The following is a 19,550-nucleotide window of genomic DNA, read 5'->3' as shown; positions in this document are numbered from 1 at the left end:
GGGCTCAGGCGCATTGGGCGGGTCGGCCGGTCGCGGGCTCAGAGAGTGGTCAGCAGCTCGCCGTCGATCACGGTGACCGCGTTGCCGGTCAGCAGGGTGCGCTCGCCGCGCAGAGCGGTGCGTACGAGGCCGGAGCGGGCGGACGCCTGGAGTCCGGTGAGGTCGTCCCGGCCCAGTCGGGCCGACCAGAAGGGGGCCAACGCGGTGTGGGCGCTGCCGGTCACCGGGTCCTCGTCGATGCCGACGCCCGGGAAGAAGCCGCGCGAGACGTAGTCGTAGCCACGGGCGGGGTCGTCGGCGGCGGCCGTGGCGATGATGCCGCGCCGCGCGTGGGCGACGAGGGCGGCGAAGTCCGGGGCCAGTCCCCGTACGGTCGCCTCGTCGCGCACCTCGACGAGGAGGTCGCCGACGTGCTCACCGGTGTCGTGGACCGAGACGGGTTCCGTGCCCAGCGCCTCCGCGAGACCGGGCGGCGCCGCGGCCTCCTGGAGCGGGGCGGTGGGGAAGTCGAGTGTGAGGGTGCCGTCCGGGTGGGCGGTGGCGGTGAGGAGTCCGCACCGTGCGGTGAACCGTACGGTGCCGGTGGCCCGCCCCGTGGTGTGCAGGACGTGCGCGGTGGCGAGCGTGGCGTGCCCGCACATGTCGACCTCGGTGGCCGGGGTGAACCAGCGCAGCGCCCAGTCGGCCTCGCCACCGGGCGGCAGCGGGTGGGCGAAGGCCGTCTCGGAGAGGTTGACCTCGGTGGCGATCTCCTGGAGCCGTTCGGCGTCGGGGAAGGCTGCGGAATCCAGTAGCAGGACCCCTGCCGGGTTGCCGGAGAAGGGGCGGTCGGTGAACGCGTCGACGATACGAATCCTCATGGGGCGACCGTAGGACGCCCGCGCCTCCGGGGACCACGGCCAATCGGGGGTCACTGGCCCCTGTCCGCCGTCGGTGCGGCGGTCGGCGCAGGTCGCACAGGGGCGGGCGTCGCCGGGGGAGAGGGCGGGGCTCCGGTGTGCCTGGCTCATGGCGGTGCTTCCGGTGGGCGCCGGGGGAGCCCTCGCCGTCGGTGCCGGGCTCCGGACGGGAGAGGAGGGCCGGGGCCGGATCGGGGACGCCTTGCCGGACGATAGTTTCCGATATATCGTTGAGGCATCGCGATGGATCGACGATGGAAGGAGCACGGTCATGCGTTCACAGGGATTCGAGCACCAGCAGGGGTACGGGCCGGGGCACTACGGGCCCGGTCATCAGGGTCGTCACGGTCGGGGTGGTCCCGACGGGCGCCGGGCCGCCTTCGGGCCGTTCGGGCCGCCGTTCGGTGGCGGGCCCTTCGGGGGCGGGCGTGGCCGGGGCGGCGGTCGGGGGAGGGCGCGGCGCGGTGACGTGCGGGCGTCGATCCTGGCCCTGCTGAAGGACCGTCCGATGCACGGGTACGAGATGATCCAGGAGATCGGCGAGCGCAGCGGCGGGGCCTGGAAGCCCAGCCCCGGTTCGGTCTACCCCACCCTCCAGATGCTGGAGGACGAGGGGCTGATCGTCAGCGCGAGCGAGGGCGGCAAGAAGCTCTTCGCGCTCACCGAATCCGGGCGCGGCGAGGCCGAGTCCGGGCCCGAGGCTCCCTGGGAGGAGGCCGGGCGGGGTGTGGACTGGGAGGGTGTCAACGAGATCCGCCAGGCCGGGTTCGGGCTGATGGAGGCGTTCGGGCAGGTCTGGAAGACCGGCTCTCCCGACCAGCGGCAGAAGGCGCTGGCCGTGATCAACGACGCCCGTAAGAAGCTCTATCTGATCCTGGCCGACGAGCACTGAGCCGGTGGATTCCACGTGTCCGGTCGCCGGGGACGTCGGGGGCCCCGCAGGCCGCGGGGCCCCCGACGGGTCTGCTCGGTGACCGTCAGGGGGTGACCAGGCCGTCGAGCCTGCGCAGCGACTCCTGGAGCGCCGCCGTCGCGGAGTCCTTGAGCCTGCCGCCCATCATCGACACAGCCGCACCGGTGAACTCCCCCTCGATGCGCACCGTGGTGGCCTCCCCGTCCGGGGCGGGGGTGAGCGAGTAGCGCATGGTCAGGGCGACCCCCATCGGGCCCTTGCCCCGGGTCGTCAGCAGCCGGCCGCTCTCCAACTCGTCGACCGTCCACGTCACTTCGGCGGGAAAGCCCATGAGCTTCATGTTCTCCTCGTAGGCCGCCCCCTTCTCCAGCGTGGCCGGCCCGCCCCGGGGGAAGCTGGTGTGGGTCGCGTTCCACTCCCCGTACGAGGAGAAGTCCGTCAGTTGCGCCCAGACCTTCCCGGCGGGTGCCTCCATACGTGCCTCCGCGCTGACTTCGGCCATGCGACCACCCCTGGTTCGTCCGGTAACGGTGTCACGGTGTCGCGGAACGTAACGGCGGCGGCTCCAACATTCAATACTGATGTACCGTCAGATCTGCTGGGGCTGCCGGTTCCGCCAGATCTCGGCCGCGTCGAAGCGGTCCGACGCGCGCGGGTGCGGGCCGTCGTCATGGCAGTGGAAGGCGGCCCAGAACAGATCGGCGGGGAGGGCGTCGTCCGGCGCGTACACGCGGTAGACGTACTGCATCCCGTCCTCCGCGAGCAGCGCGACCATCCAGAACACCCGTGGTTCCCTCCGCCCGGAGCCGATGTGCGCCGTTGCCCTACACGCGTTGCCTCGCGTCGCCTGCTGTTGTGCCCTGTGGTGTGAGGGACGTCCGCGCGGGGGATGGCGGTTGCCCGGGGGAGTGCGGCGCAAGGCGGCGCGCCCCCCTGACAGTCATGGTTGTACGCCTCGGGGGGATCTCATCCGCAAGGAGGAGGGGGCGTTCCGGCGGGCCCACCTTGGGTGGGACGCGTGAATGGGCCGCCCTGCCGATGCTTCCGCGGCCCGGGACTGATGGGGTGGAGTAGTGCAAAACCGGACGCCGCGGATCCCTGAGCAACCCGCCCCGAACCCCGTCGGACCCCACGGGCCCGACAGCCCCGAGGACCGATTCACCGTCGAACTGGCCACGGTGGTGACGGGTGCGCGCCGACGCGCGCTGCGCGACGGTGACCGGCAGATCGACACCGCCCACCTGCTGCACTCCCTCGTCGAGAGTGACCCCGAGGTCCGTGAAGTCTTCGATGGAGGACCGCAGTTGGCGAAGGTTCTCGGCTACCTCGTACAGCGCAGCATCGGTTACGGGCTCCGCTGGCAGGGATCGGTGGAGGACTCCGGAACCGTGCCAGTCGTCCGGGACCCGGCGCGGGATCCGGCGGCGTGCGCCGAGGGGTGGTCACCGTCCGCCCTCGCCGCGATGGAGGGGGCGCTGCACCGCGCAGGTCTCCGCGGGGAGCGGCGGGCCCGGGGCCTCGACCTCCTCGCCGCCCTGGCCGCCGACGGGGAGTGCCGTGCGGTGGAGGTGCTGGGCCGGGCCGGTGTGGACGCGCGGTGGCTGGGGGAGCGGGCGGAGGAACGTACGACGGAGGCGTCCTGGTGGGGATGACGGTGCGGCCGGCGGGGCTTCGGGTGCGGGGCGCGGCTTCCGCGTGACCGTGGCGGGGCGGGCTGCTGTGTGGGGGCGCCCGGGTGGGGTGGCTGTGTGAGGGTGCGGCGTGCGGGGCGCGTGTCTCGGCAGGTGCCCCAGGGGCGCGCGTCTGGGCAGGTGTGACCCAGGTACGCGTCTCGTCAGGTGTCACAGAGATGACGGTACTGTCGCGTGCTGTCATGATGTCCCGATGCACGCGTCTCGGGGTACCCAGAGGAGAAGCGCAGGCCTGGGGCTCGCCCTTCTGTCGGCCTTCGCGTTCGGCGGTTCCGGAGTGGCCGCCAAGCCGCTGATCGAGGCGGGGCTCGACCCGCTGCACGTGGTGTGGCTACGGGTGGCGGGCGCCGCCCTCATCATGCTGCCGGTCGCCTGGCGCCACCGGAATCTCGTACGCGAGCGGCCCGTGCTGCTCGCCGGGTTCGGGCTCTTCGCCGTGGCCGGTGTGCAGGCCTGCTACTTCGCCGCCATCTCCCGTATCCCGGTCGGGGTGGCGCTCCTCGTCGAGTACCTGGCCCCCGCGCTGGTCCTCGGCTGGGTCCGGTTCGTCCAGCGCAGGCCCGTCACCCGGGCGGCCGCCGTCGGCGTGGTCCTGGCGGTCGGCGGCCTCGCCTGTGTCGTCGAGGTCTGGGCCGGGCTCGGCTTCGACGCCCTCGGCCTGCTGCTCGCCCTCGGCGCGGCCTGCTGCCAGGTGGGGTACTTCGTCCTCTCCGACCACGGCGGCCAGGAGGGCAGGGGCAGTGACGGGCGGCGCGTCGAACCTCCGCATCCGCTGGGCGTCATCGCGTACGGACTGATCGTCGGAGCCCTGGTCCTCACCGTCGTCGCGCGGCCGTGGGGCATGGACTGGTCGCTGCTCGGCGGAAGCGCCGGCATGGACGGCGATGTGGTCCCCGCCTGGGTGCTGCTCGGCTGGATCGTGCTCGTCGCCACCGTGCTCGCGTACGGCACCGGCGTCGTCTCCGTCCGGATGCTCTCGCCGCAGGTCGCCGGGGTCGTCGCCTGCCTGGAAGCCGTCATCGCGACCGTGCTGGCCTGGGTGCTGCTCGGCGAACACCTCTCCGCCCCGCAGCTCATCGGCGGGTTCGTCGTTCTGACCGGCGCGTTCATCGCCCAGTCGGCCACGCCGAGGCCGCCCGCGGGGCCGGTGGCCGCGGGGGTGGGAGCGGCGGCGGGCGCCGCCGAGAGCGAGTTGTCCGCCGGGCGGCCCGCACCTTAGTGTGTGGGCCATGCATCTGACCGTGCTTCCGCCGCCTGCCGCCTAGCGCGGGCGGCCACTCCTGACGAAGACCGGGCTCGGGCAGTCCCCGAGCGGTCCGTCGCTGCCCGCGTGCGGAGTCGAGCGACCACCACCCGCTGTCTTCCTCTGGAGAAGTCACATGGCCATGCCCGGTGTTCCCGCTCTGCCCGTGGGGCGGAGCCTGCTGTATCTCGTCGTCGCCGGAGTCGCCTGGGGCACCGCCGGTGCGGCGGCCTCCCTGATCTTCCGGATCAGCGACCTCGGCCCCCTCGCCCTCTCCTTCTGGCGTTGCGCCGGGGGCCTCGTCCTGCTGGCCGGGGCGCTCGCCCTGCGTCCCCGCCGTACGCCCCGGCCGGTCGAGCGCCGGAGCCGCCGGCTGCTGCGCATCCTCGGTACGGGCGTGGGGCTGACCGTGTTCCAGAGCGCCTACTTCGCGGCGGTGGACGCCACCGGTCTCGCGGTCGGGACCGTCGTCACCCTCGGCGCCGGGCCCGTCCTGATCGCCGTCGGTGCGCGGGTGCTGCTCGGGGAACGCCTCGGCCCGGGCGGTCTCGCCGCCGTGGCCGGTGCGCTGGCCGGGCTCGCGGTGCTCGTCCTGGGCGGTGAGGGCGGTGAGGTCGTGCCGGCCGGGGTGCTGCTCGCGCTGCTGTCCGCCGCCGGGTACGCGGCGATCACCCTGCTCACCCGGTGGCTCGGGCGGGACGGCGGGGGCGGTGACGCGCTGACCACCAGCGCCTGGGCGTTCGGCATCGGAGCGGTGGGGCTGCTGCCCATGGCGGCGGTCGAAGGGCTCGTGCCGCACACCGCCGAGACCGGGCAGGTGCTGTGGCTGCTCGTCTACGTGGCCGCGGTCCCCACCGCACTCGCGTACGCCCTCTACTTCGCGGGGGCGGCCGCCGTCCGTTCGGCCACCGTCTCCGTGATCATGCTCCTGGAGCCGGTGAGCGCGGCCGTCATCGCGGTGACCCTCCTGGGGGAGCGGCTGACGGCGGCCACCGTCGTCGGCACCCTGCTCCTGCTGACCGCGGTGGCCGGGCTGGCGCTGGCCGAGGCGCGGGGCGCGGCTGTCACGCGGCGGCGGGCGGCTGAAGCCGAGCCCGGGGCCGTGGCGGTGTAGGGGGTCGGGCGGGGAAGGGGCCGGAGCCGGTGCCGGTTCTCCGGCCCCGGTCCCTCGCCCCGTCCCTCTCCTCTGGTCCGGCCTTCCGCGGCCGGTCGGCGTCAGAGCGCACGCAGATAGTCCGGTACGCCGATGGCCGGGTCCAGGTCGTCCGCCGGGACCGGGGACCCGTAGCCCCGGGTGAGCGGCACGATGCCGGTCCAGTGGGGGAGGGCGAGGTCCTCCGGCTCGTCGTTGGGGCCGCCGGTGCGGACCTTCGCGGAGACCTCGTCGAGGTCCAGCCGGATCACCGCCGTGGCGGCCAGCTCCTTGGCGTCGGCCGGACGGGCGTCCCGCGAGCGGCCGGGGACGGCCTGGTCGACGATCGCGTCGAGGGCGATGCGCCGCTCCTCGGGGTCGGTCACGGTCGTCGCCGTGCCGTGGACCACCACCGAGCGGTAGTTGATCGAGTGGTGGAAGGCGGACCGGGCCAGCACCAGGGCGTCGACGTGGGTGACGGTCAGGCAGACCGGCAGCCCCGGGCCGGCGGCGGTCCGGGCGTTGCGCAGCGGGCGGGAGCCGGTCGATCCGTGGACGTACAGGCGCTCTCCGACCCGCCCGTACAGGGTCGGCAGCACGACGGGCGCCCCGTCCCGGACGAACCCGAGGTGGCAGAGGCAGGCGGCGTCGAGTATCGAGTGGACCAGCTCGCGGTCGTAGGAGGCGCGCTCCTTGGCCCGGGTCGGTACGGTGCGGGCGGTGGGGGTGTAGGGGGCGGCGCTGTCCCGGTCCGTGGGGGTGGGCGGTGCGGTGTCCTGCATGATGCGTCCCTTGCCGATCTCATTGCACTAGTGCATAGTGTTGTTTGTGCTAGGAGAGTATCGGATCAGTGGGCGGCGTGCAGCGGAGATTGCCGCCAGCGTGGAGCGCGGGGTCGGCTCCGGCGAGCTGCCGCCCGGCCATGTCCTGCCCCCGATGCGGGAGTTGGCCGCGCATCTGGAGGTCAACCCGAATACGGTGGCGGCCGCCTACCGGACGCTGCGCGAGCGCGGAGTGATCGAGACGGCGGGGCGCCGGGGGAGCCGGGTCCGGTCGCGTCCGGCCAGCACCCCCCGCGGCTCCCTGCGCATCGAGGCGCCGCCGGGCGTCCGTGACCTCGGCGAGGGCAACCCGGATCCCGAGCTGCTGCCCGCCCTCGGCCCGGCGCTCGCCGCGGCGGCCGCGGTCGACGCGGAGCACCCCGGGCTCTACGGCGAGGCGCCCGTGGTCCCCGAGTTCGCCGCGTACGCGCGCACCGCGATGGACGCCGACGGGGTGCCGGAGGGTCCCGTCGCGGTGACCTCGGGCTCCCTCGACGCCATCGAGCGGGTGCTCGCGGCGCATCTGCGGCCGGGCGACGCGGTGGCGGTGGAGGACCCGGGCTGGGGCAGCGTGCTCGACCTCGTCCCCGCGCTCGGGCTGCGCGCCGTGCCGGTCGGGGTGGACGACGACGGGCCGGTGGCCGCGGACGTGGAGCGGGTGCTGCGGGCCGGGGCGCGGGCGCTCGTCGTCACCGGCCGCGCGCAGAACCCGACCGGCGCCTCGATGGGCGCGGGCCGCGCCCGGGAGCTGCGGGCGGTGCTCGCCCGCCACCCGGACGTGCTGCTGATCGAGGACGACCACGGCCACGCCATCGTCGACCTGCCCCTGCACCCGCTGGCTGGCACCACGGACCACTGGGCCCTCGTCCGCTCGGCCGCCAAGGCGTACGGTCCCGACCTGCGGGTCGCCGTGCTCACCGGGGACGCGGTCACGGTCGACCGGGTGGCGGGCCGGCAGCGGCTGGGCCCCGGTTGGGTGAGCCGGCTGCTCCAGCGCGCCGTGCTCCACCTGTGGACCTCGGGCGCCGTCGACACCGCCGCCGTCGCCCGGTCCTACGGGGAGCGTCGTGACGCCCTCGTCCACGCCCTGGCCGAACGCGGGGTGACGGCGTACGGGCGCAGCGGGATGAACGTGTGGGTGCCCGTCAGCGACGAGACCGGGGCCGTCGCGCGGCTCCTCCACGCGGGCTGGGCCGTGGCACCCGGGGCACGCTTCCGGATGTCCACGCCCCAGGCGGTGCGGCTCACCGTCTCCCGGCTGACGGCGGCGGACATCGGGCCGCTGGCGGACGCGGTGGCGGCGGCGGCCGGAGTCGCGCGGCCGGTCACGTACGGCTGAGGCGTTCCGGCCGGGTGTCCGCCGCACGGAACCGGGTCCGGGGCCGGAACCGGGGCCCGGGGCGGTTGGCCGTGGTCGACGGGCGGCTCTGGGTCAGGGCCGCTCCGGCCAGCACGATCACCGCGCCCACCGGGGTGTTCCAGGTCAGCTGCTCGCCGAGCAGGGCGACGCCCGCCGCGGTGGCGATCACCGGGATGAAGTACGTGACCATCTGCCCGGTCGTCGGGCCGACCTCCTGGACCAGCCCGTACTGGAGCAGCACGGCGAGCCCCGTGCCGAGTGCGCCGAGGGCCAGCACGGAGAGCGTGGGCAGCACCGGGAACGTGTCCGGGGCGGAGGTGAACACCGGGGTCACCACGGCCAGTTGCAGCGTGCCGACGAAGAGCTGGCTGCCGGTGAGGGTGAGCGTCGAGGAGCCGGTGCCCGCCAGCGTACGGCGGACGTAGATCCAGCCGACCGCGTAGCTGAACGAGGCCAGCAGCGCCATCCCCGTACCGGGCAGGTCCAGGCCGGAGAAGCCCTGCCAGGCGCCCAGCACGGTCAGCACCCCGAGGAAGCCGACGCCCAGGCCCGCGACGCGGCGGCGGGTCGGGCGGTCCTCGGAGAGGGCGACCACCGAGAGGGCCATGCCCCACAGGGGCGAGGTCGCGTTGCAGATCCCGGCGAGGGTGGAGGGGATGGTCAGCTCGGCGTACGAGAAGAGCGAGAACGGCAGGGCGTTGAGGAAGAACGCCGCGACCGTGATGTGCCCCCAGGTCCGGGGTGAGCGCGGCAGCCGCTCCCGGCGCATCGCCATCGCGACGGCCAGGACGGCGGTCCCGGCCAGGAGCCGCCCGAGGGTGACCTGGAACGGCGCGAACCCCTGAGTTCCCACCTTGATGAGCAGGAAGCTGAACCCCCAGATGAGGGAGAGCGCGGCGAACCGGATCCGCCAGTCGACGGCCGGGCGCGGCACGGTGGCGGTGGGAGTGGCCGGCAGGGGGACGGCGGTGGCCGGCGGGGCGAAGGGGGCGGCCGCGGGGGTGGTGGGCTGCTGGCAGGGGGCGCTCATGGCTCCACGATGACGAACAGCACTCCTTAGAACAAGCGAGAGTTTCTGTGCTTGTTCGCGTAGCATCGCTTATATGTCGAACCTGGAGCGGACATGTTGAATCTGGAGCGGCTGCGCACCCTGGACGCCCTCGCCCGGCACGGCTCGGTGAGCGGGGCCGCCGGGGGCCTGCACGTCACCACGTCGGCGGTCTCGCAGCAGATGGCCAAGCTGGAGCGCGAGGTCGGGCAGCAACTGCTGGCCAGGAACGGCCGGGGGGTCCGCCTCACCGACGCGGGCCGCCTCCTCGCGGACCATGCGGCGCGGATCCTGTCACAGGTGGAGCTGGCCCAGTCCGACATCGAGGCCCAGCGCGGTGAGGTGGTCGGCCAGGTGACGCTCTCCGCTTTCCCTACGGCGGCCCGGGGGCTGCTGCCCGGCACTCTCACCGCTCTGCGCGCGGATCACCCCGAACTGAAGGTGCGGACCAGGGAACTGGAGCCGGAGCAAGGGCTCCAGGCCGTGCTGCGCGGCGACGTCGACGTGGCCGTGGCGCTCGACTGGAGCAACAAGCGGCTGCCCGTCCCCGGTGGCCTCGCCAAGGTCGAACTCCTCGACGACGCACCGGACATCGCCATGCCGGCCGGGCATCCGCTGGCCGGGCGGTCCGAAGTGGAGCTGGAGGACTTCGCGCAGGACGAGTGGGTCTCCTGGCCGGAGGGTGAATTCTGTTACGAATGGCTCATGTTCACCCTGCGCTCCCGGGGGATCGAGCCGCGCATCTCCCATCTGGCCGGTGAGCATCACACCCAACTTGCTCTGATCGCCGCCGGGTTCGGCGTCTGTGTGGCGCCGCGGCTGGGCCGGGGCCCCGTTCCCGAGGGCGTCTCCCTGGTTCCCGTACGGCAGACCATGCGCCGCCACATCCACGCGGTCTGGCGCACGGACGCCGACCGCCGCCCCTCCGTCCGGGCCGCGGTCGACGCCTTGCGGGCGGCGGCGGAGCAGGTGGCGTCCGAAGCCTCCGGTTCCCCCGAGCTCTCCGGATCCCCCATGGCCTCCGCTTCCTCCGAGGCTTCCGGGCCCTTCGAAGCCGCCGGGCCTTTCGAAGTCTCCAAACCCTCCGCGGGCTCCACCGGCGGGTGACCGCCGACCTGGCGGCGCGGGTCGACTACCGCCCCAGGTCCGCCAGTTTGCGGAAGTCCCACGAGGTGACGGTGGACGGGGTGAGCCGCAGCCAGGCGTGCCGACCGTCGTGCGGCATCTCCGTCATCCCGAAGTACTTCGCGGGGAACAGCCGTTCCGGTACGTCGAGTTCGGGGCACGGCTCACCCGTGCGCGGGGCCTCGCCGACGAACTCCGCCGTACCGGAAAGCTCCACGCCGCGCAGCTCGTCGTACGCCTCCCCGTCGTCGACCACCACGGCGATCCGCGGGTCCTCGCGCAGCTGGGACCAGCGCAGGCTGCGGGTGATGGAGTAGAGCCAGAGCGAGGTGCCGTCCCAGACGAACCAGAGCGCGCCGATGTGCGGCGGGCCGTCGGCGGCGAGCGTGGCGACCCGGCAGGTGCGCTGTTCGCGGAGGTAGGCGTCCCGTTCCCCGGGGGTCATCATGATCCGGCGGCCGCGCCGCTGGGTGTCGGTCACGCGCTGTCCTCCCCTTGCTCCTTGTCATCTGACGTACTGTCAGAAATCATGGGGCCTTCCTCTCCCCGACGCAACGGGAGCAGACCGCAGGAGGAGCGCCGTGGTGTCCGGCCAGTCCCAGGAACAACTCGCCGCCCTGCTCGACCCCGCCACCACCGTACTGCTGACCGTCGAATGTCAGCAGGGGGTCGTGGGGCCGGGCAGCGCACTGCCCGAACTCGCGCGCGTGGCGCGGTCGTCGGGGGCCCTCGGCAACATCGCCCGACTGGTCGCCGCCGCCCACGGGAGCGGGGCCCAGGTCATGCACGCCGTCGCGGAGAGCCGCCCCGACGGGCGCGGGGCCAACCGCAACGCCCGCCTCTTCCGCGCCGTCGGCCGGCTTCCCGTGCAGCAGCACACCGGCACCACGGCCGTACGGATCGCGCCGCCCATCGAGGTGGCTGAGGAAGACCTCGTGGTACGACGGCTGCACGGGCTGTCGCCGCTCGCCGGGACCGATGTGGACGCCCTCCTCCGCAACCTCGGCTGCCGGACCCTCGTCGTCACCGGGGTCTCGGCCAACGTCGCGATCCCCAACGCCGTGTTCGACGCCGTCAACCTCGGCTACACGGCCGTCGTCCCGTCCGACGCCATCGCGGGGGTGCCGGCCGACTACACCCCCGCGATGATCCGCAACACCCTCGCCCTGGTCGCCACCATCACGACCACCGACGCGGTCCTGGGCGGGTGGAAGGCCCCCCGCAGACGGAACGGACCCGCCTCTACGCCAGGGTGATCGCCCCGTTCTCCACCGAGATCTCGCGTGCGGGCAGCGGCTGGGTGGCGGGCCCGGCGGTGGGGCTGCCGGTCTCCGCGTCGAACGTCGAGTTGTGGCACGGGCAGGTGATCACGTTGTCCGTGACGCCCCTGACAGCGCACCCCTGGTGGGTACACGTGGCCGAGAACGCCTTGAACTCACCGGCCCTCGGCTGCGTCACCACCACCTTCTGCGCCGCGAAGACGACGCCGCCGCCCTCGGGGATGTCCGCCGTCTTCGCCAGGACGGCCCCGCCCGCCCCGCCGCTCCCCGGCTGCTCGACCGGGTCCGTACCGCCCGAGCCGCCGCCCGGCCCGTCCGAACCCCCGCAGGCGGTGAGTGCGGCGGCCGCCCCGACCGCACCCACCGCCAGGACGAGCGTGCGGCGTTCGACGGTCCGGTGCTCCTGCGCTGCGCTCATCGCGGCCGTTCCCTTCATCGGTGTCCATGGCAATGGCTTCGGCCATGGGTACGGGGGAGGGCGCGCGCGTGTTCATCGGTGCGGAGGCCGATCGCGTACGGAGACGGATTCACGGCTACGGCCCCTGCGGCTCCGGGCGTGCGGCTCCGGGCGTGCGGCTCCGGCCAGGCGGCTCCGGCCATGCGGCTCCGGGCGTTGCGGGGAGGAGGGGGCGCCGACGTGTCCGTACGAGGGCGGGCGCGGGCGCGGGTAAGGTCATGCGCCTCCGGGCGGGCGGGGGCGAGGTGGGTGCCGGCGCGTCCGTACGGGGGGCTGTCGCGGATAAGGGCATGCGGCCGGGCGGCGGGTCACCCTGCCCCGCCGCCCGGCCTTCCCCCTGCGTGCCGGTCAGTGCGCGTCGACCAGCACGCGTCCGTCGGCCGGGGTGAGCGAGGCGGCTCCACGGCCCGCGTACGCGGACTCGACGCGGGACCGCTCGGCCGCGTTGGGCACCGAGTTCTTGCAACTGGTCCCGGCGCTGGAGCCCGACATCAGTTGGGAGCACGGGCCGGGCTTGGTGTCCGGCAGGCCGAGGTTGTGGCCGATCTCGTGGGCGGCGATGCGGGTCTTGTCGTGTCCGTCGGTGACCGCGAGGCTGCCGAGTTCCACCCGGGCCTGGCCGCCGGGGCGGACCGGGCCGAGCGTCGCCTGCGGCCAGCCGTTGGTGGCGATGATCTGGATCTCGGCACGGGTGCCGGGCTGTGCCTTGGCCAGCTTCACGTTGGCGACGTTCGCGTTCCACGAGGCGACCCCGGCGGTGATGGCCGCTTCCCAGCCGGCGGCCCGGGTGGAGTCGTAGTAGAGGGTCGTGACCGCGGCGGCGCGGGCCGGTGCGGTCTGCGAGGGCGCGGAGACGGCGTGGGTCGCCGGGGCCATGAGCATGGTGATGGCGGCGGCGGTACCGGCCGCCGCGAACCACTTGGAGCGGGGCATGGCTGTCCTTTCGCTGGGCTGTTCCCTGGCGGGAGGGCGGGTGGCCCTCCCGCGGTTCTCGTCCATCGGCAGTGTTGTCGGTGGACTGTCAATTCGTCTGGTCGGGAGTATGCGGGTCTCCCGCCGGTCTGTGCTCATGTCGGCCGGCCATCACGTGCGTGGATGGCCGGTTCGTTGCCGTCGTCCGGCCGGTCCGCTCAGCCGGGCTCGACGCAGCGGGCGCTGAAGGCGTCCCGGACGAGACCGAGCAGGAGAGGGCGGGAGGCGATCAGGGGCGAGTCGCGGTGCAGGGCCAGCAGATGTCTCCCGAGCAGGGGGTCGCCCGCGAGTCTTCGCATGACCACTCCCTCGCGCGCCCGGGCCGACCCCTGGGCCAGGGTGAGGCCGACGCCCTGGGCGACCAGGTCGCACAGGATGCTCAGATCGCCGATCCGGTGCGGCGAGAACCGTGGCACGAATCCGGCCGTCGCACAGGCGTGGACCAGCGCCCCGTAGTCGTCGCAGCCGGGGTCGTGCGGGGGCAGGAGCCAGGTCTCGTCGGCCAGGCCCGCCAGGTCGATCCGGGTCTCGCCGGCGAGGGCGTGCCCGGCGGGGAGGATCACCACCACCGGTTCGAGGCCGATGACGTCGACGACGACGCCGTCGGCCGGTGTCGTACCGAAGCCCTCCAGATCCACCAGGCACGCCGCGTCGATGGACCGGTCCCCGAGGCGGCTCATGGCGTCCCCGGTGGCCGGGAACTGGACGAAGGTGACCGGATTGCTCAGGACGGCGGGCAGGTGGAGGGTGAGATGGCTCAGCAGCGGCCCCGAACTGCCGCCGACCGTCACCGGCTCCGGGCCCGGTGCGGGCCGGAGCCGGTAGCTGCGGATCCGGTCGGCGCTGACCACCGCGTCCCGGGCGTGCGAGATGACGAGTTCGCCCGCCCGGGTGGGCACCACTCCACGCGCCGACCGCTCGAAGAGCGGCTGGCCGAACGACGCCTCGATCCGCCGGAGTTGTGTGGTCATGGCCGGCTGGGACAGCATCAGGGCGGCGGCTGCCCTGGTCAGGCTGCCCGCCTCGGCTATCGCCAGCAGAATGCGGAGGTGCCGCAGTTCCAGGTCCATGGCTGATTGAGGCTAGTTCACTCACGTATGGCATGTCCATGCGCGAGGCATGAGGTGGTTCGCGGTGGTTCCGGGGTGGCCGGGGTGGGGGCCCGACCGCCCCGGAACCACCAGGCCGGACGCGGACCCGGGTGCCCCGGGGGCCGCCGTTCCGGGCCCGGGCGCAACGGGCTCGGGGCGCCGCTGTGCCGGGTCCGGGTCGGAGTCCCCGGGGAACCTTCGAGTCGGGTCCGGGATCAGGACGCCGGGGAGACCGTGGTTCCGGGCCCGGGCTCAGGACGCCCGGGGAACCGTCCCTCCCGGCCCGGGTCGGAGCCCCCGGGAGCTGCCGTGCCGGGGACCGGCTCAGAGCGCCCCGGTGTACTGCTCGATCCAGGACCGCCAGGCGGCCACGTCCGTGTAGACCGCGCCGCCGACTCCGCAGGTGGTGCTGTTGGAACCGCTGCGGCTGGTGGCGCCGGCCAGTTCGAGGCGCCCGTTCCGGTTCACCAGGGCGGGGCCGCCGGAGTCGCCGTAGCAGGCGGTGTTGGAGGTGGTGCCCGCGATGCACAGCTCGCGGCTGTTCACCATCCCGAGGCAGGAGCTGTCGGGCAGCACCTTGGTGTCGAGCTGCTTGAGGTAGCGGGGCGCGCCGGTGGAGCAGCCGCGCTGCGGGCAGGTCTGGCCCCACCCGAGCAGCCGGGTGGCGGTGTTGTCGGGCGGGGTGGTGGCGGTGATGGGCACGGGGGTGTTGGCGACCTGGCTGCTGAGGCGGAGCAGGGCTATGTCCTGGCCCGGCATGCTCTGGCTGTTGGAGGGGCGGACGATCTGCGAGACGCTCGCCAGGGTGCCGCCGCTGAGGTGGTCGTTGGAGCCGATCCGGACGCGGAGGGCGGAGGGCGGGAGCGCGCCGTTGCCGTACGTACAGTGCAGCGCCGTCACCATCCAGCCCGGGGAGATCAGCGAAGCGCCGCAGTAGTGGCCGCCGTTGACCTGGATGGAGCCCATGAAGGAGTACGTGGTGGTGGCCTGTCCGCCGCCGACGATGGGGTTCGGGGCGGCGGTCGCGGTGCCGGTGAAGGCCGGGGCGGCGACGGCCATGCCGAGGGCGAGGCCGACGGCGAGCAGGGGCCTGGGGAGAGGCATGGGGGTCCTTCGTGTGGGAGGTGTGGGAGGTGCGGAGGCGCCGGGTCCACTGGCCTTTCGGGGTTGTTCGTGGCCCGTCAACCTGCCGTCCACAGGAGTATGTGAGGGGCCGTGCGGGTGCGCCAATGTCGGCGGCCCATAACATCCGCGAGTACCGGGCGGTAGTTCCGGCGGCTCGCCTCGGGTCCGCCCTTGCGGCTGGCCTCCGGCCCGTCTCGGACCCGTCTCCGCCCTGCCTCTGCGGACCCCCTCCGGCCCGTCTCGGACCGCCCCTGCGGCCCGCTCCGTAGGGGTGGCGACCCACTGGAGAGGTCACCCCATTCAGGCCATCCCTCTTCTTCTCCCGTCGTCAATCAGTAGATTTGGGAGCTTTGACGCCCGGTGGACCAGTCGCTTTTCAGCCAGTCCGGCGCGGGGGGTCTTGTGTGGGCGCACAGGCCTGTCCAGCATGAAACAACATTGTCAGGGACACGTCGGCCTGATCACCTGACTCCTGATGACGTGTCATGGGCGTCCACCCAACGCCCCGAGTTCCCCCCACGATCTGGAGGACTTGCAGTGCGACTCTCCCACCCCCACAGCATGTCGAGACGAGCACGACTCATCGCCGGGGCAACCGCCCTCGCCGCCGCCGCGGCACTCGCCGTACCCGCCGCCACGGCGGCCGCCCAGCCCGCCCCGAAGACGTTCAGCGCCACCCAGCTCAGCCAGACGGCCGACTCCGTCCGTACCGCGGACATCGGCGGCACCGCCTGGTACGTCGACGCCGAGTCGGGCAAGGTCGTCGTCACCGTCGACAGCACGGTCACCAAGGCCGAGATCGCGAAGATCAGGAGCGAGGCCGGCACGAACGCCGACGCTCTCGAGGTCAAGCACGCGCCCGGCAAGTTCAGCAAGCTCATCGCGGGCGGCGAGGCCATCACGACCGGCGGGGCCCGGTGTTCCCTCGGCTTCAACGTGCAGGACGGCGCGGGCACCAAGTTCGCCCTGACCGCGGGCCACTGCACCAACATCGGCAGCTCGTGGTCGATCGGCACCACGACCGGATCCAGCTTCCCCGGCAACGACTACGGCATCATCCGGCACTCCGACCCGAACGCGGCCGACGGCCGTGTCTATCTCTACAACGGCAGCTACCAGGAGATCGACGGCGCCGCGGACCCCTCGGTCGGCCAGTCGGTCCAGCGCAGCGGCTCCACCACCGGCCTGCACGGCGGTTCGGTCACGGGCCTCAACGCCACCGTCAACTACGGCGCCGACGGCATCGTCACCGGTCTGATCCAGACCAACGTCTGCGCCGAGCCCGGTGACAGCGGCGGCGCGCTCTTCTCCGGGAGCACCGCTCTGGGCCTCACCTCCGGCGGCAGCGGCAACTGCTCCTCCGGCGGCACCACGTTCTACCAGCCCGTCACCGAGGCGCTCAGCGTCTACGGCGTGAGCATCATCTGATCCCCGCACCGAACAGGGGCCTTCACCGTCGGCCCTGAGCACTGTCCCCGCCGGTCCGCCGGCGGGGACAGTGTCGGTTCCGGGGCCGTTCCCCGTGATGGCCTCCGTCACGTCCCGCCGGCATCCGGCAGGAACGGCTCGACGGAGGACCGGCCCCCGAGCCGTCCGGTGAACGGCGGCACGCCACCCCGGCGAAGGAGGGCGGAGCCGGCTGCGGTGACCCCACGGCAAGCGTGTCAACTGCTTGACACAGTTGGATTCTCTGAGTGATTGTGTCAGGTAGTTGATACAGCTGGTGCTGGGGAAGGGGGGTGGCATGTCGGCTGCCGCAGGAACGGAACGCACGTGGCGGGTGGGTCCGGACACCCCTGTCCGATGGGCAGGCGTGGCGACCGGCCTGGCCGCCAACGTGCTGGTGACCTTCAGCTCCGAGCCTGTCGTGGACCTGCTCTACGGATTTCCCGTGTTCGGTCTCTGTGTCATGGCCGGCCTGTTCGCGGCGGACATGATCGGGCGGCCGGAGCCCCGTTGGCTGAGAGCGGCCGACATGACGCCGCGCCGCATCCGCGACTACGTGCCCCGATCCCTGACGGTCGCACTCGCCGTGCAGGCCGTCGCCCTGCTGGTCCTGCTGACCGTCGCCGCCGCCATGGCCTCGGCCGACTCCGAGGGCCGCCCCGGGCGGGCCCTCTCCGTCACCTGCCCGGCCGGCACCTACCTGCTCTCACCCTGGCCCGGCTCCGTCCACGCCTGGCCGGTCCTGGGCGGTCTCGCCGTCGGTACGGTTGCCTGCGCGCTGCTCCTGCGCCGGATCACCGCGCGCTCGGGGGACGACGGCCAACGCCGCGTCAAAGTCCGGGCGGCTGTGGGGGCGTGGGGAGTGCTGGTGAGCGCTCCTCTCTTCGCCGTCTCCGCGATGATGGGCCTCGGGGCGCTGAGTGTGCCCTGCCAGGGCGCGACGAACGGCGGCGCGATCTCGGGACTGGCGGTCGCCGTCCTCATCTCCGCGACGACCGCGGGTCACTGTCTCTGCGTGCTGTTGCTGCCGCAGGCCTACATCAAGGCTGGGTCATGACCGCCGACGGCATCAGTATCGGCGTGAACCACGCGTCCCCCGTCCCGCCGTACGAGCAACTCCGCGCGCAACTGGCCGATCTCATCGCGGTCGGCCGGCTGGGCCAGGGGGCCAGACTGCCGTCCGTACGCCAGTTGGCCTCCGACCTCGGACTGGCCAACAACACCGTGGTGCGGGCCTACCGCGAACTCGAGGCCGCAGGCCTGGTCAAAAGCCGCCGCGGCTCCGGCACCCAGGTCATCGCCCCGTCGGCCACCACCGACATCGAGGTGAAGCTCGCGGAGCACGCAAGCGCCTACGCCGCCGCCGCCAGACAGCTCAACGCCACCAACGACGAGGCGCTCGCCGCGATCCGGTACGCCCTCGCACATCTCGACAGACCGTAGCCGAGCCGTGCCCCGACAGGTCACCCCGTCCGTACCCCAGGTCGAGAACAGCCTCCTGGAGAAGGGAATCACGCCGCATGACCACGCGTCCGTACGCCGGATGCCGTGTGCGACCGCCCCGGCCGTGCGACATCGGCCGTACCGCGTCAGCTGTGTAGTGCATGTTTTCAGAGATCCACCGAGCATGGGGAGTTGCGCTATGTCCGAGCTGGAAGCCCTGAAGCGGGTCGATGCCCTCCTGGACAACGTCCTGCCTCCGCCGCGCGTGCGCGCCCAACTGCGCCTCGCCGCCGGCCTCACACAGAAGGACGTCGCGGACGCGGTCGGCGTGCAGCGCCTCGCCGTGGTGCGCTGGGAGCTGGGCCAGTCCCATCCCCGGCGGCCACACCGCGATGCCTACGCCCACCTGCTCCAGCGGCTCGCGGAACGCTTCCCGCATGCTGCTGAGCCCCCGAAGGGGAACGCCGACGCAGCCCTCCGATGAGGGGGTGGGACAACCCCTTTCCACTCCGCCCGCACCGGCGCGCGTGAAAACCTGAAGCTCAGCGACTTGGCCAAGCCGGTGCGGGCCGCGAAATCGCCACCGGCGTGAACGCCGGCGTCGCCTGGCGCTCGTGGCTGCCGCAGTCGGGCCCGAGATCGCGGCCGCTTGCTCGCCAACCCAGCAGGCTGTGCAGAAATCGCCGCTGAAATCGGAACTGGTGGAGCAGCCGGGGGGAGCCTGCCGCGTACCAGCCCAGGCGGGTATGGTGGAATTGCCTCCAAAATCGACGGTTGGCTTCGAGAGGGCACCCTATCCAAGATTCCGAGTGATTTCGGTCCCATGAAACCTACAAGGAAGGGGACGGGGTTTCGCTGGTCGGGGCCGAAGCGGGACGGAATTAGAATCGACAAGGGCAACCCGAATAACCCTCAGTCCTTCCAGGATTTGGATCACGCTGTAGTCAACTCCGGTGGTCGAATCATTGGACGTGATGGAAATCCAATCCGCGGTACCATCAAGGATTTGGAGTACGGGGCGATGATGGCGCATATTCCCTTGGGGGGGCGAAGTGGGAGAATTGGAACAGTCCTCAGTGAAGCTGGGGGGTGTGGAATTCTCTGACGCGCGAATCCATGTGTCTGCAGCCTTGCAGTCACTTGGGGACGAGGAATATCAATCAAGAGTTTGGATCGCGAAGGATTTCCCGAAGGGGGGAGCTTCGGACGATCTGTCGCTTGTCATTCATATCCTCTATGACGACTTTCGAGTGCTTGAGGATCCGGAGGCCGCGCTAGGGGAAGTGCTTCGAAACCGGCGGGAGGTAGCGGCCATGAGGCGGCTGGCTGACCTCATGGACCCCTTGATCGAAGAGCTAGGGGATGCGCCCGACGAAACCTACTTGGCCGCACCCTCCTGGGGCCTGGTCGTCCGGGCGGCGCGGGCTGCCCTGGACGCAATGGAAGCCTTCGCTGGCTAAGGGCTCCGATCTGGTTCCGTAATTTCAATTTGCGAAACCAGGCC

Annotated in this window: 22 protein-coding genes; 12 read left to right on the top strand and 10 right to left on the bottom strand. The window is 72.5% G+C overall.

From position 1 onward, the window contains the following. Window positions 1-38 precede the first annotated feature (38 nt). Window positions 39-860, bottom strand: a complete 822-nt coding sequence (locus ACQ9ZG_RS03625) for a PhzF family phenazine biosynthesis protein (RefSeq protein ID WP_109914126.1) — start codon at window positions 858-860, stop codon at window positions 39-41. 310 nt (window positions 861-1,170) lie between these two features. On the opposite strand from ACQ9ZG_RS03625, the gene ACQ9ZG_RS03620 reads away from it, so the two are divergent. Continuing rightward, window positions 1,171-1,791 carry a PadR family transcriptional regulator gene (locus ACQ9ZG_RS03620; protein ID WP_499279890.1) on the top strand — a complete coding sequence of 207 codons (621 nt, stop codon included), beginning with the start codon at window positions 1,171-1,173 and terminating at the stop codon, window positions 1,789-1,791. A gap of 85 nt (window positions 1,792-1,876) precedes the next feature. Here ACQ9ZG_RS03620 and ACQ9ZG_RS03615 read toward each other — a convergent pair whose 3' ends face one another. Further along, window positions 1,877-2,314 carry a type II toxin-antitoxin system Rv0910 family toxin gene (locus ACQ9ZG_RS03615; protein ID WP_028419004.1) on the bottom strand — a complete coding sequence of 146 codons (438 nt, stop codon included), beginning with the start codon at window positions 2,312-2,314 and terminating at the stop codon, window positions 1,877-1,879. 87 nt (window positions 2,315-2,401) lie between these two features. Next, window positions 2,402-2,596 (bottom strand): hypothetical protein, encoded by a 195-nt coding sequence (locus tag ACQ9ZG_RS03610; protein ID WP_018492660.1) that lies wholly within the window; start codon window positions 2,594-2,596, stop codon window positions 2,402-2,404. A 289-nt stretch (window positions 2,597-2,885) separates the two neighbouring features. On the opposite strand from ACQ9ZG_RS03610, the gene ACQ9ZG_RS03605 reads away from it, so the two are divergent. From ACQ9ZG_RS03605 to ACQ9ZG_RS03595, 3 genes are all read left to right on the top strand, one after another. Then, window positions 2,886-3,464, top strand: coding sequence for a peptidase (locus ACQ9ZG_RS03605; RefSeq protein WP_499279888.1), 579 nt, complete (start codon window positions 2,886-2,888; stop codon window positions 3,462-3,464). Window positions 3,465-3,696: 232 nt separating this feature from the next. Further along, window positions 3,697-4,722, top strand: a complete 1,026-nt coding sequence (locus ACQ9ZG_RS03600; RefSeq protein ID WP_109914537.1) for an EamA family transporter — start codon at window positions 3,697-3,699, stop codon at window positions 4,720-4,722. A gap of 160 nt (window positions 4,723-4,882) precedes the next feature. Continuing rightward, window positions 4,883-5,860 carry a DMT family transporter gene (locus ACQ9ZG_RS03595; RefSeq protein WP_499279886.1) on the top strand — a complete coding sequence of 326 codons (978 nt, stop codon included), beginning with the start codon at window positions 4,883-4,885 and terminating at the stop codon, window positions 5,858-5,860. A gap of 101 nt (window positions 5,861-5,961) precedes the next feature. Here ACQ9ZG_RS03595 and ACQ9ZG_RS03590 read toward each other — a convergent pair whose 3' ends face one another. Next, entirely contained in the window at window positions 5,962-6,660 is a 699-nt protein-coding gene (locus ACQ9ZG_RS03590; protein ID WP_109914671.1) for a pyridoxamine 5'-phosphate oxidase family protein, read from the bottom strand. Between the two features lie 46 nt (window positions 6,661-6,706). On the opposite strand from ACQ9ZG_RS03590, the gene ACQ9ZG_RS03585 reads away from it, so the two are divergent. Next, window positions 6,707-8,038, top strand: coding sequence for an aminotransferase class I/II-fold pyridoxal phosphate-dependent enzyme (locus ACQ9ZG_RS03585; protein WP_499279885.1), 1,332 nt, complete (start codon window positions 6,707-6,709; stop codon window positions 8,036-8,038). Here the strand turns inward: ACQ9ZG_RS03585 and ACQ9ZG_RS03580 are convergent. After that, window positions 8,025-9,089, bottom strand: coding sequence for a DMT family transporter (locus tag ACQ9ZG_RS03580; RefSeq protein ID WP_109916686.1), 1,065 nt, complete (start codon window positions 9,087-9,089; stop codon window positions 8,025-8,027). The two genes, ACQ9ZG_RS03585 and ACQ9ZG_RS03580, sit on opposite strands and share 14 nt — an antisense overlap. Window positions 9,090-9,182: 93 nt before the next feature. Between ACQ9ZG_RS03580 and ACQ9ZG_RS03575 the strand changes: the two genes are divergently transcribed. After that, window positions 9,183-10,214, top strand: a complete 1,032-nt coding sequence (locus ACQ9ZG_RS03575) for a LysR family transcriptional regulator (RefSeq protein ID WP_109916687.1) — start codon at window positions 9,183-9,185, stop codon at window positions 10,212-10,214. A gap of 25 nt (window positions 10,215-10,239) precedes the next feature. On the opposite strand, the gene ACQ9ZG_RS03570 is transcribed toward ACQ9ZG_RS03575, so the two are convergent. Beyond that, on the bottom strand, window positions 10,240-10,713 hold the full coding sequence (locus tag ACQ9ZG_RS03570; RefSeq protein WP_109916688.1) for a pyridoxamine 5'-phosphate oxidase family protein: 474 nt from the start codon (window positions 10,711-10,713) through the stop codon (window positions 10,240-10,242). Between the two features lie 100 nt (window positions 10,714-10,813). On the opposite strand from ACQ9ZG_RS03570, the gene ACQ9ZG_RS03565 reads away from it, so the two are divergent. Then, the gene (locus tag ACQ9ZG_RS03565) at window positions 10,814-11,488 is read left to right on the top strand and encodes a cysteine hydrolase family protein (protein WP_109916689.1); all 675 of its coding nucleotides are present in this window, start codon (window positions 10,814-10,816) and stop codon (window positions 11,486-11,488) included. Here ACQ9ZG_RS03565 and ACQ9ZG_RS03560 read toward each other — a convergent pair. The 4 genes from ACQ9ZG_RS03560 to ACQ9ZG_RS03545 form a co-directional block, all read right to left on the bottom strand. Continuing rightward, on the bottom strand, window positions 11,475-11,930 hold the full coding sequence (locus ACQ9ZG_RS03560; RefSeq protein ID WP_109916690.1) for a Rieske (2Fe-2S) protein: 456 nt from the start codon (window positions 11,928-11,930) through the stop codon (window positions 11,475-11,477). The two genes, ACQ9ZG_RS03565 and ACQ9ZG_RS03560, sit on opposite strands and share 14 nt — an antisense overlap. 387 nt (window positions 11,931-12,317) lie before the next feature. Next, a complete protein-coding gene (locus ACQ9ZG_RS03555; protein WP_018492649.1) occupies window positions 12,318-12,902 on the bottom strand; it encodes a snapalysin family zinc-dependent metalloprotease in 585 nt (194 codons plus the stop codon). A gap of 197 nt (window positions 12,903-13,099) precedes the next feature. Then, entirely contained in the window at window positions 13,100-14,011 is a 912-nt protein-coding gene (locus tag ACQ9ZG_RS03550; RefSeq protein ID WP_028418992.1) for a LysR family transcriptional regulator, read from the bottom strand. 345 nt (window positions 14,012-14,356) lie between these two features. Next, the gene (locus ACQ9ZG_RS03545; RefSeq protein WP_018492647.1) at window positions 14,357-15,136 is read right to left on the bottom strand and encodes a S1 family peptidase; all 780 of its coding nucleotides are present in this window, start codon (window positions 15,134-15,136) and stop codon (window positions 14,357-14,359) included. A 558-nt stretch (window positions 15,137-15,694) separates the two neighbouring features. Here ACQ9ZG_RS03545 and ACQ9ZG_RS03540 point away from each other — a divergent pair. The 5 genes from ACQ9ZG_RS03540 to ACQ9ZG_RS03520 all read left to right on the top strand — a co-directional run bounded on the left by ACQ9ZG_RS03540 (window position 15,695) and on the right by ACQ9ZG_RS03520 (window position 19,506). Then, window positions 15,695-16,585 (top strand): S1 family peptidase, encoded by an 891-nt coding sequence (locus tag ACQ9ZG_RS03540; protein ID WP_109916299.1) that lies wholly within the window; start codon window positions 15,695-15,697, stop codon window positions 16,583-16,585. 385 nt (window positions 16,586-16,970) lie between these two features. Continuing rightward, entirely contained in the window at window positions 16,971-17,660 is a 690-nt protein-coding gene (locus ACQ9ZG_RS03535) for a hypothetical protein (RefSeq protein ID WP_258312247.1), read from the top strand. Further along, window positions 17,657-18,046: a GntR family transcriptional regulator gene (locus tag ACQ9ZG_RS03530; RefSeq protein ID WP_018492644.1), complete on the top strand. Its 390-nt coding sequence runs from the start codon at window positions 17,657-17,659 to the stop codon at window positions 18,044-18,046. Before ACQ9ZG_RS03535 ends, ACQ9ZG_RS03530 begins: the two co-directional genes overlap by 4 nt. A 199-nt stretch (window positions 18,047-18,245) precedes the next feature. Continuing rightward, window positions 18,246-18,530 (top strand): helix-turn-helix transcriptional regulator, encoded by a 285-nt coding sequence (locus ACQ9ZG_RS03525; protein WP_109916301.1) that lies wholly within the window; start codon window positions 18,246-18,248, stop codon window positions 18,528-18,530. A 607-nt stretch (window positions 18,531-19,137) separates the two neighbouring features. Next, the gene (locus ACQ9ZG_RS03520) at window positions 19,138-19,506 is read left to right on the top strand and encodes an SCO4402 family protein (protein WP_258312248.1); all 369 of its coding nucleotides are present in this window, start codon (window positions 19,138-19,140) and stop codon (window positions 19,504-19,506) included. Window positions 19,507-19,550 lie beyond the last annotated feature (44 nt).

The sequence above is a fragment of the Streptomyces araujoniae genome, assembly GCF_050871195.1.
Classification (GTDB): Bacteria; Actinomycetota; Actinomycetes; order Streptomycetales; family Streptomycetaceae; genus Streptomyces; species Streptomyces bacillaris.
Note: the sequence above shows the minus strand (reverse complement) of the source record. Positions and strands in the feature narration are given on the sequence as shown.

Excerpts from the sequence above, each read along its gene's own strand:
- ACQ9ZG_RS03580 (WP_109916686.1), bottom strand. The coding sequence starts at position 9,089 with ATGAGCGCCCCCTGCCAGCAGCCCACCACCCCCGCGGCCGCCCCCTTC.
- ACQ9ZG_RS03625 (WP_109914126.1), bottom strand. The coding sequence starts at position 860 with ATGAGGATTCGTATCGTCGACGCGTTCACCGACCGCCCCTTCTCCGGC.
- ACQ9ZG_RS03560 (WP_109916690.1), bottom strand. The coding sequence starts at position 11,930 with ATGAGCGCAGCGCAGGAGCACCGGACCGTCGAACGCCGCACGCTCGTC.
- ACQ9ZG_RS03615 (WP_028419004.1), bottom strand. The coding sequence starts at position 2,314 with ATGGCCGAAGTCAGCGCGGAGGCACGTATGGAGGCACCCGCCGGGAAG.
- ACQ9ZG_RS03575 (WP_109916687.1), top strand. The coding sequence starts at position 9,183 with ATGTTGAATCTGGAGCGGCTGCGCACCCTGGACGCCCTCGCCCGGCAC.
- ACQ9ZG_RS03550 (WP_028418992.1), bottom strand. The coding sequence starts at position 14,011 with ATGGACCTGGAACTGCGGCACCTCCGCATTCTGCTGGCGATAGCCGAG.
- ACQ9ZG_RS03525 (WP_109916301.1), top strand. The coding sequence starts at position 18,246 with ATGTCCGAGCTGGAAGCCCTGAAGCGGGTCGATGCCCTCCTGGACAAC.
- ACQ9ZG_RS03620 (WP_499279890.1), top strand. The coding sequence starts at position 1,171 with ATGCGTTCACAGGGATTCGAGCACCAGCAGGGGTACGGGCCGGGGCAC.
- ACQ9ZG_RS03530 (WP_018492644.1), top strand. The coding sequence starts at position 17,657 with ATGACCGCCGACGGCATCAGTATCGGCGTGAACCACGCGTCCCCCGTC.
- ACQ9ZG_RS03595 (WP_499279886.1), top strand. The coding sequence starts at position 4,883 with ATGGCCATGCCCGGTGTTCCCGCTCTGCCCGTGGGGCGGAGCCTGCTG.
- ACQ9ZG_RS03555 (WP_018492649.1), bottom strand. The coding sequence starts at position 12,902 with ATGCCCCGCTCCAAGTGGTTCGCGGCGGCCGGTACCGCCGCCGCCATC.
- ACQ9ZG_RS03590 (WP_109914671.1), bottom strand. The coding sequence starts at position 6,660 with ATGCAGGACACCGCACCGCCCACCCCCACGGACCGGGACAGCGCCGCC.
- ACQ9ZG_RS03545 (WP_018492647.1), bottom strand. The coding sequence starts at position 15,136 with ATGCCTCTCCCCAGGCCCCTGCTCGCCGTCGGCCTCGCCCTCGGCATG.
- ACQ9ZG_RS03600 (WP_109914537.1), top strand. The coding sequence starts at position 3,697 with ATGCACGCGTCTCGGGGTACCCAGAGGAGAAGCGCAGGCCTGGGGCTC.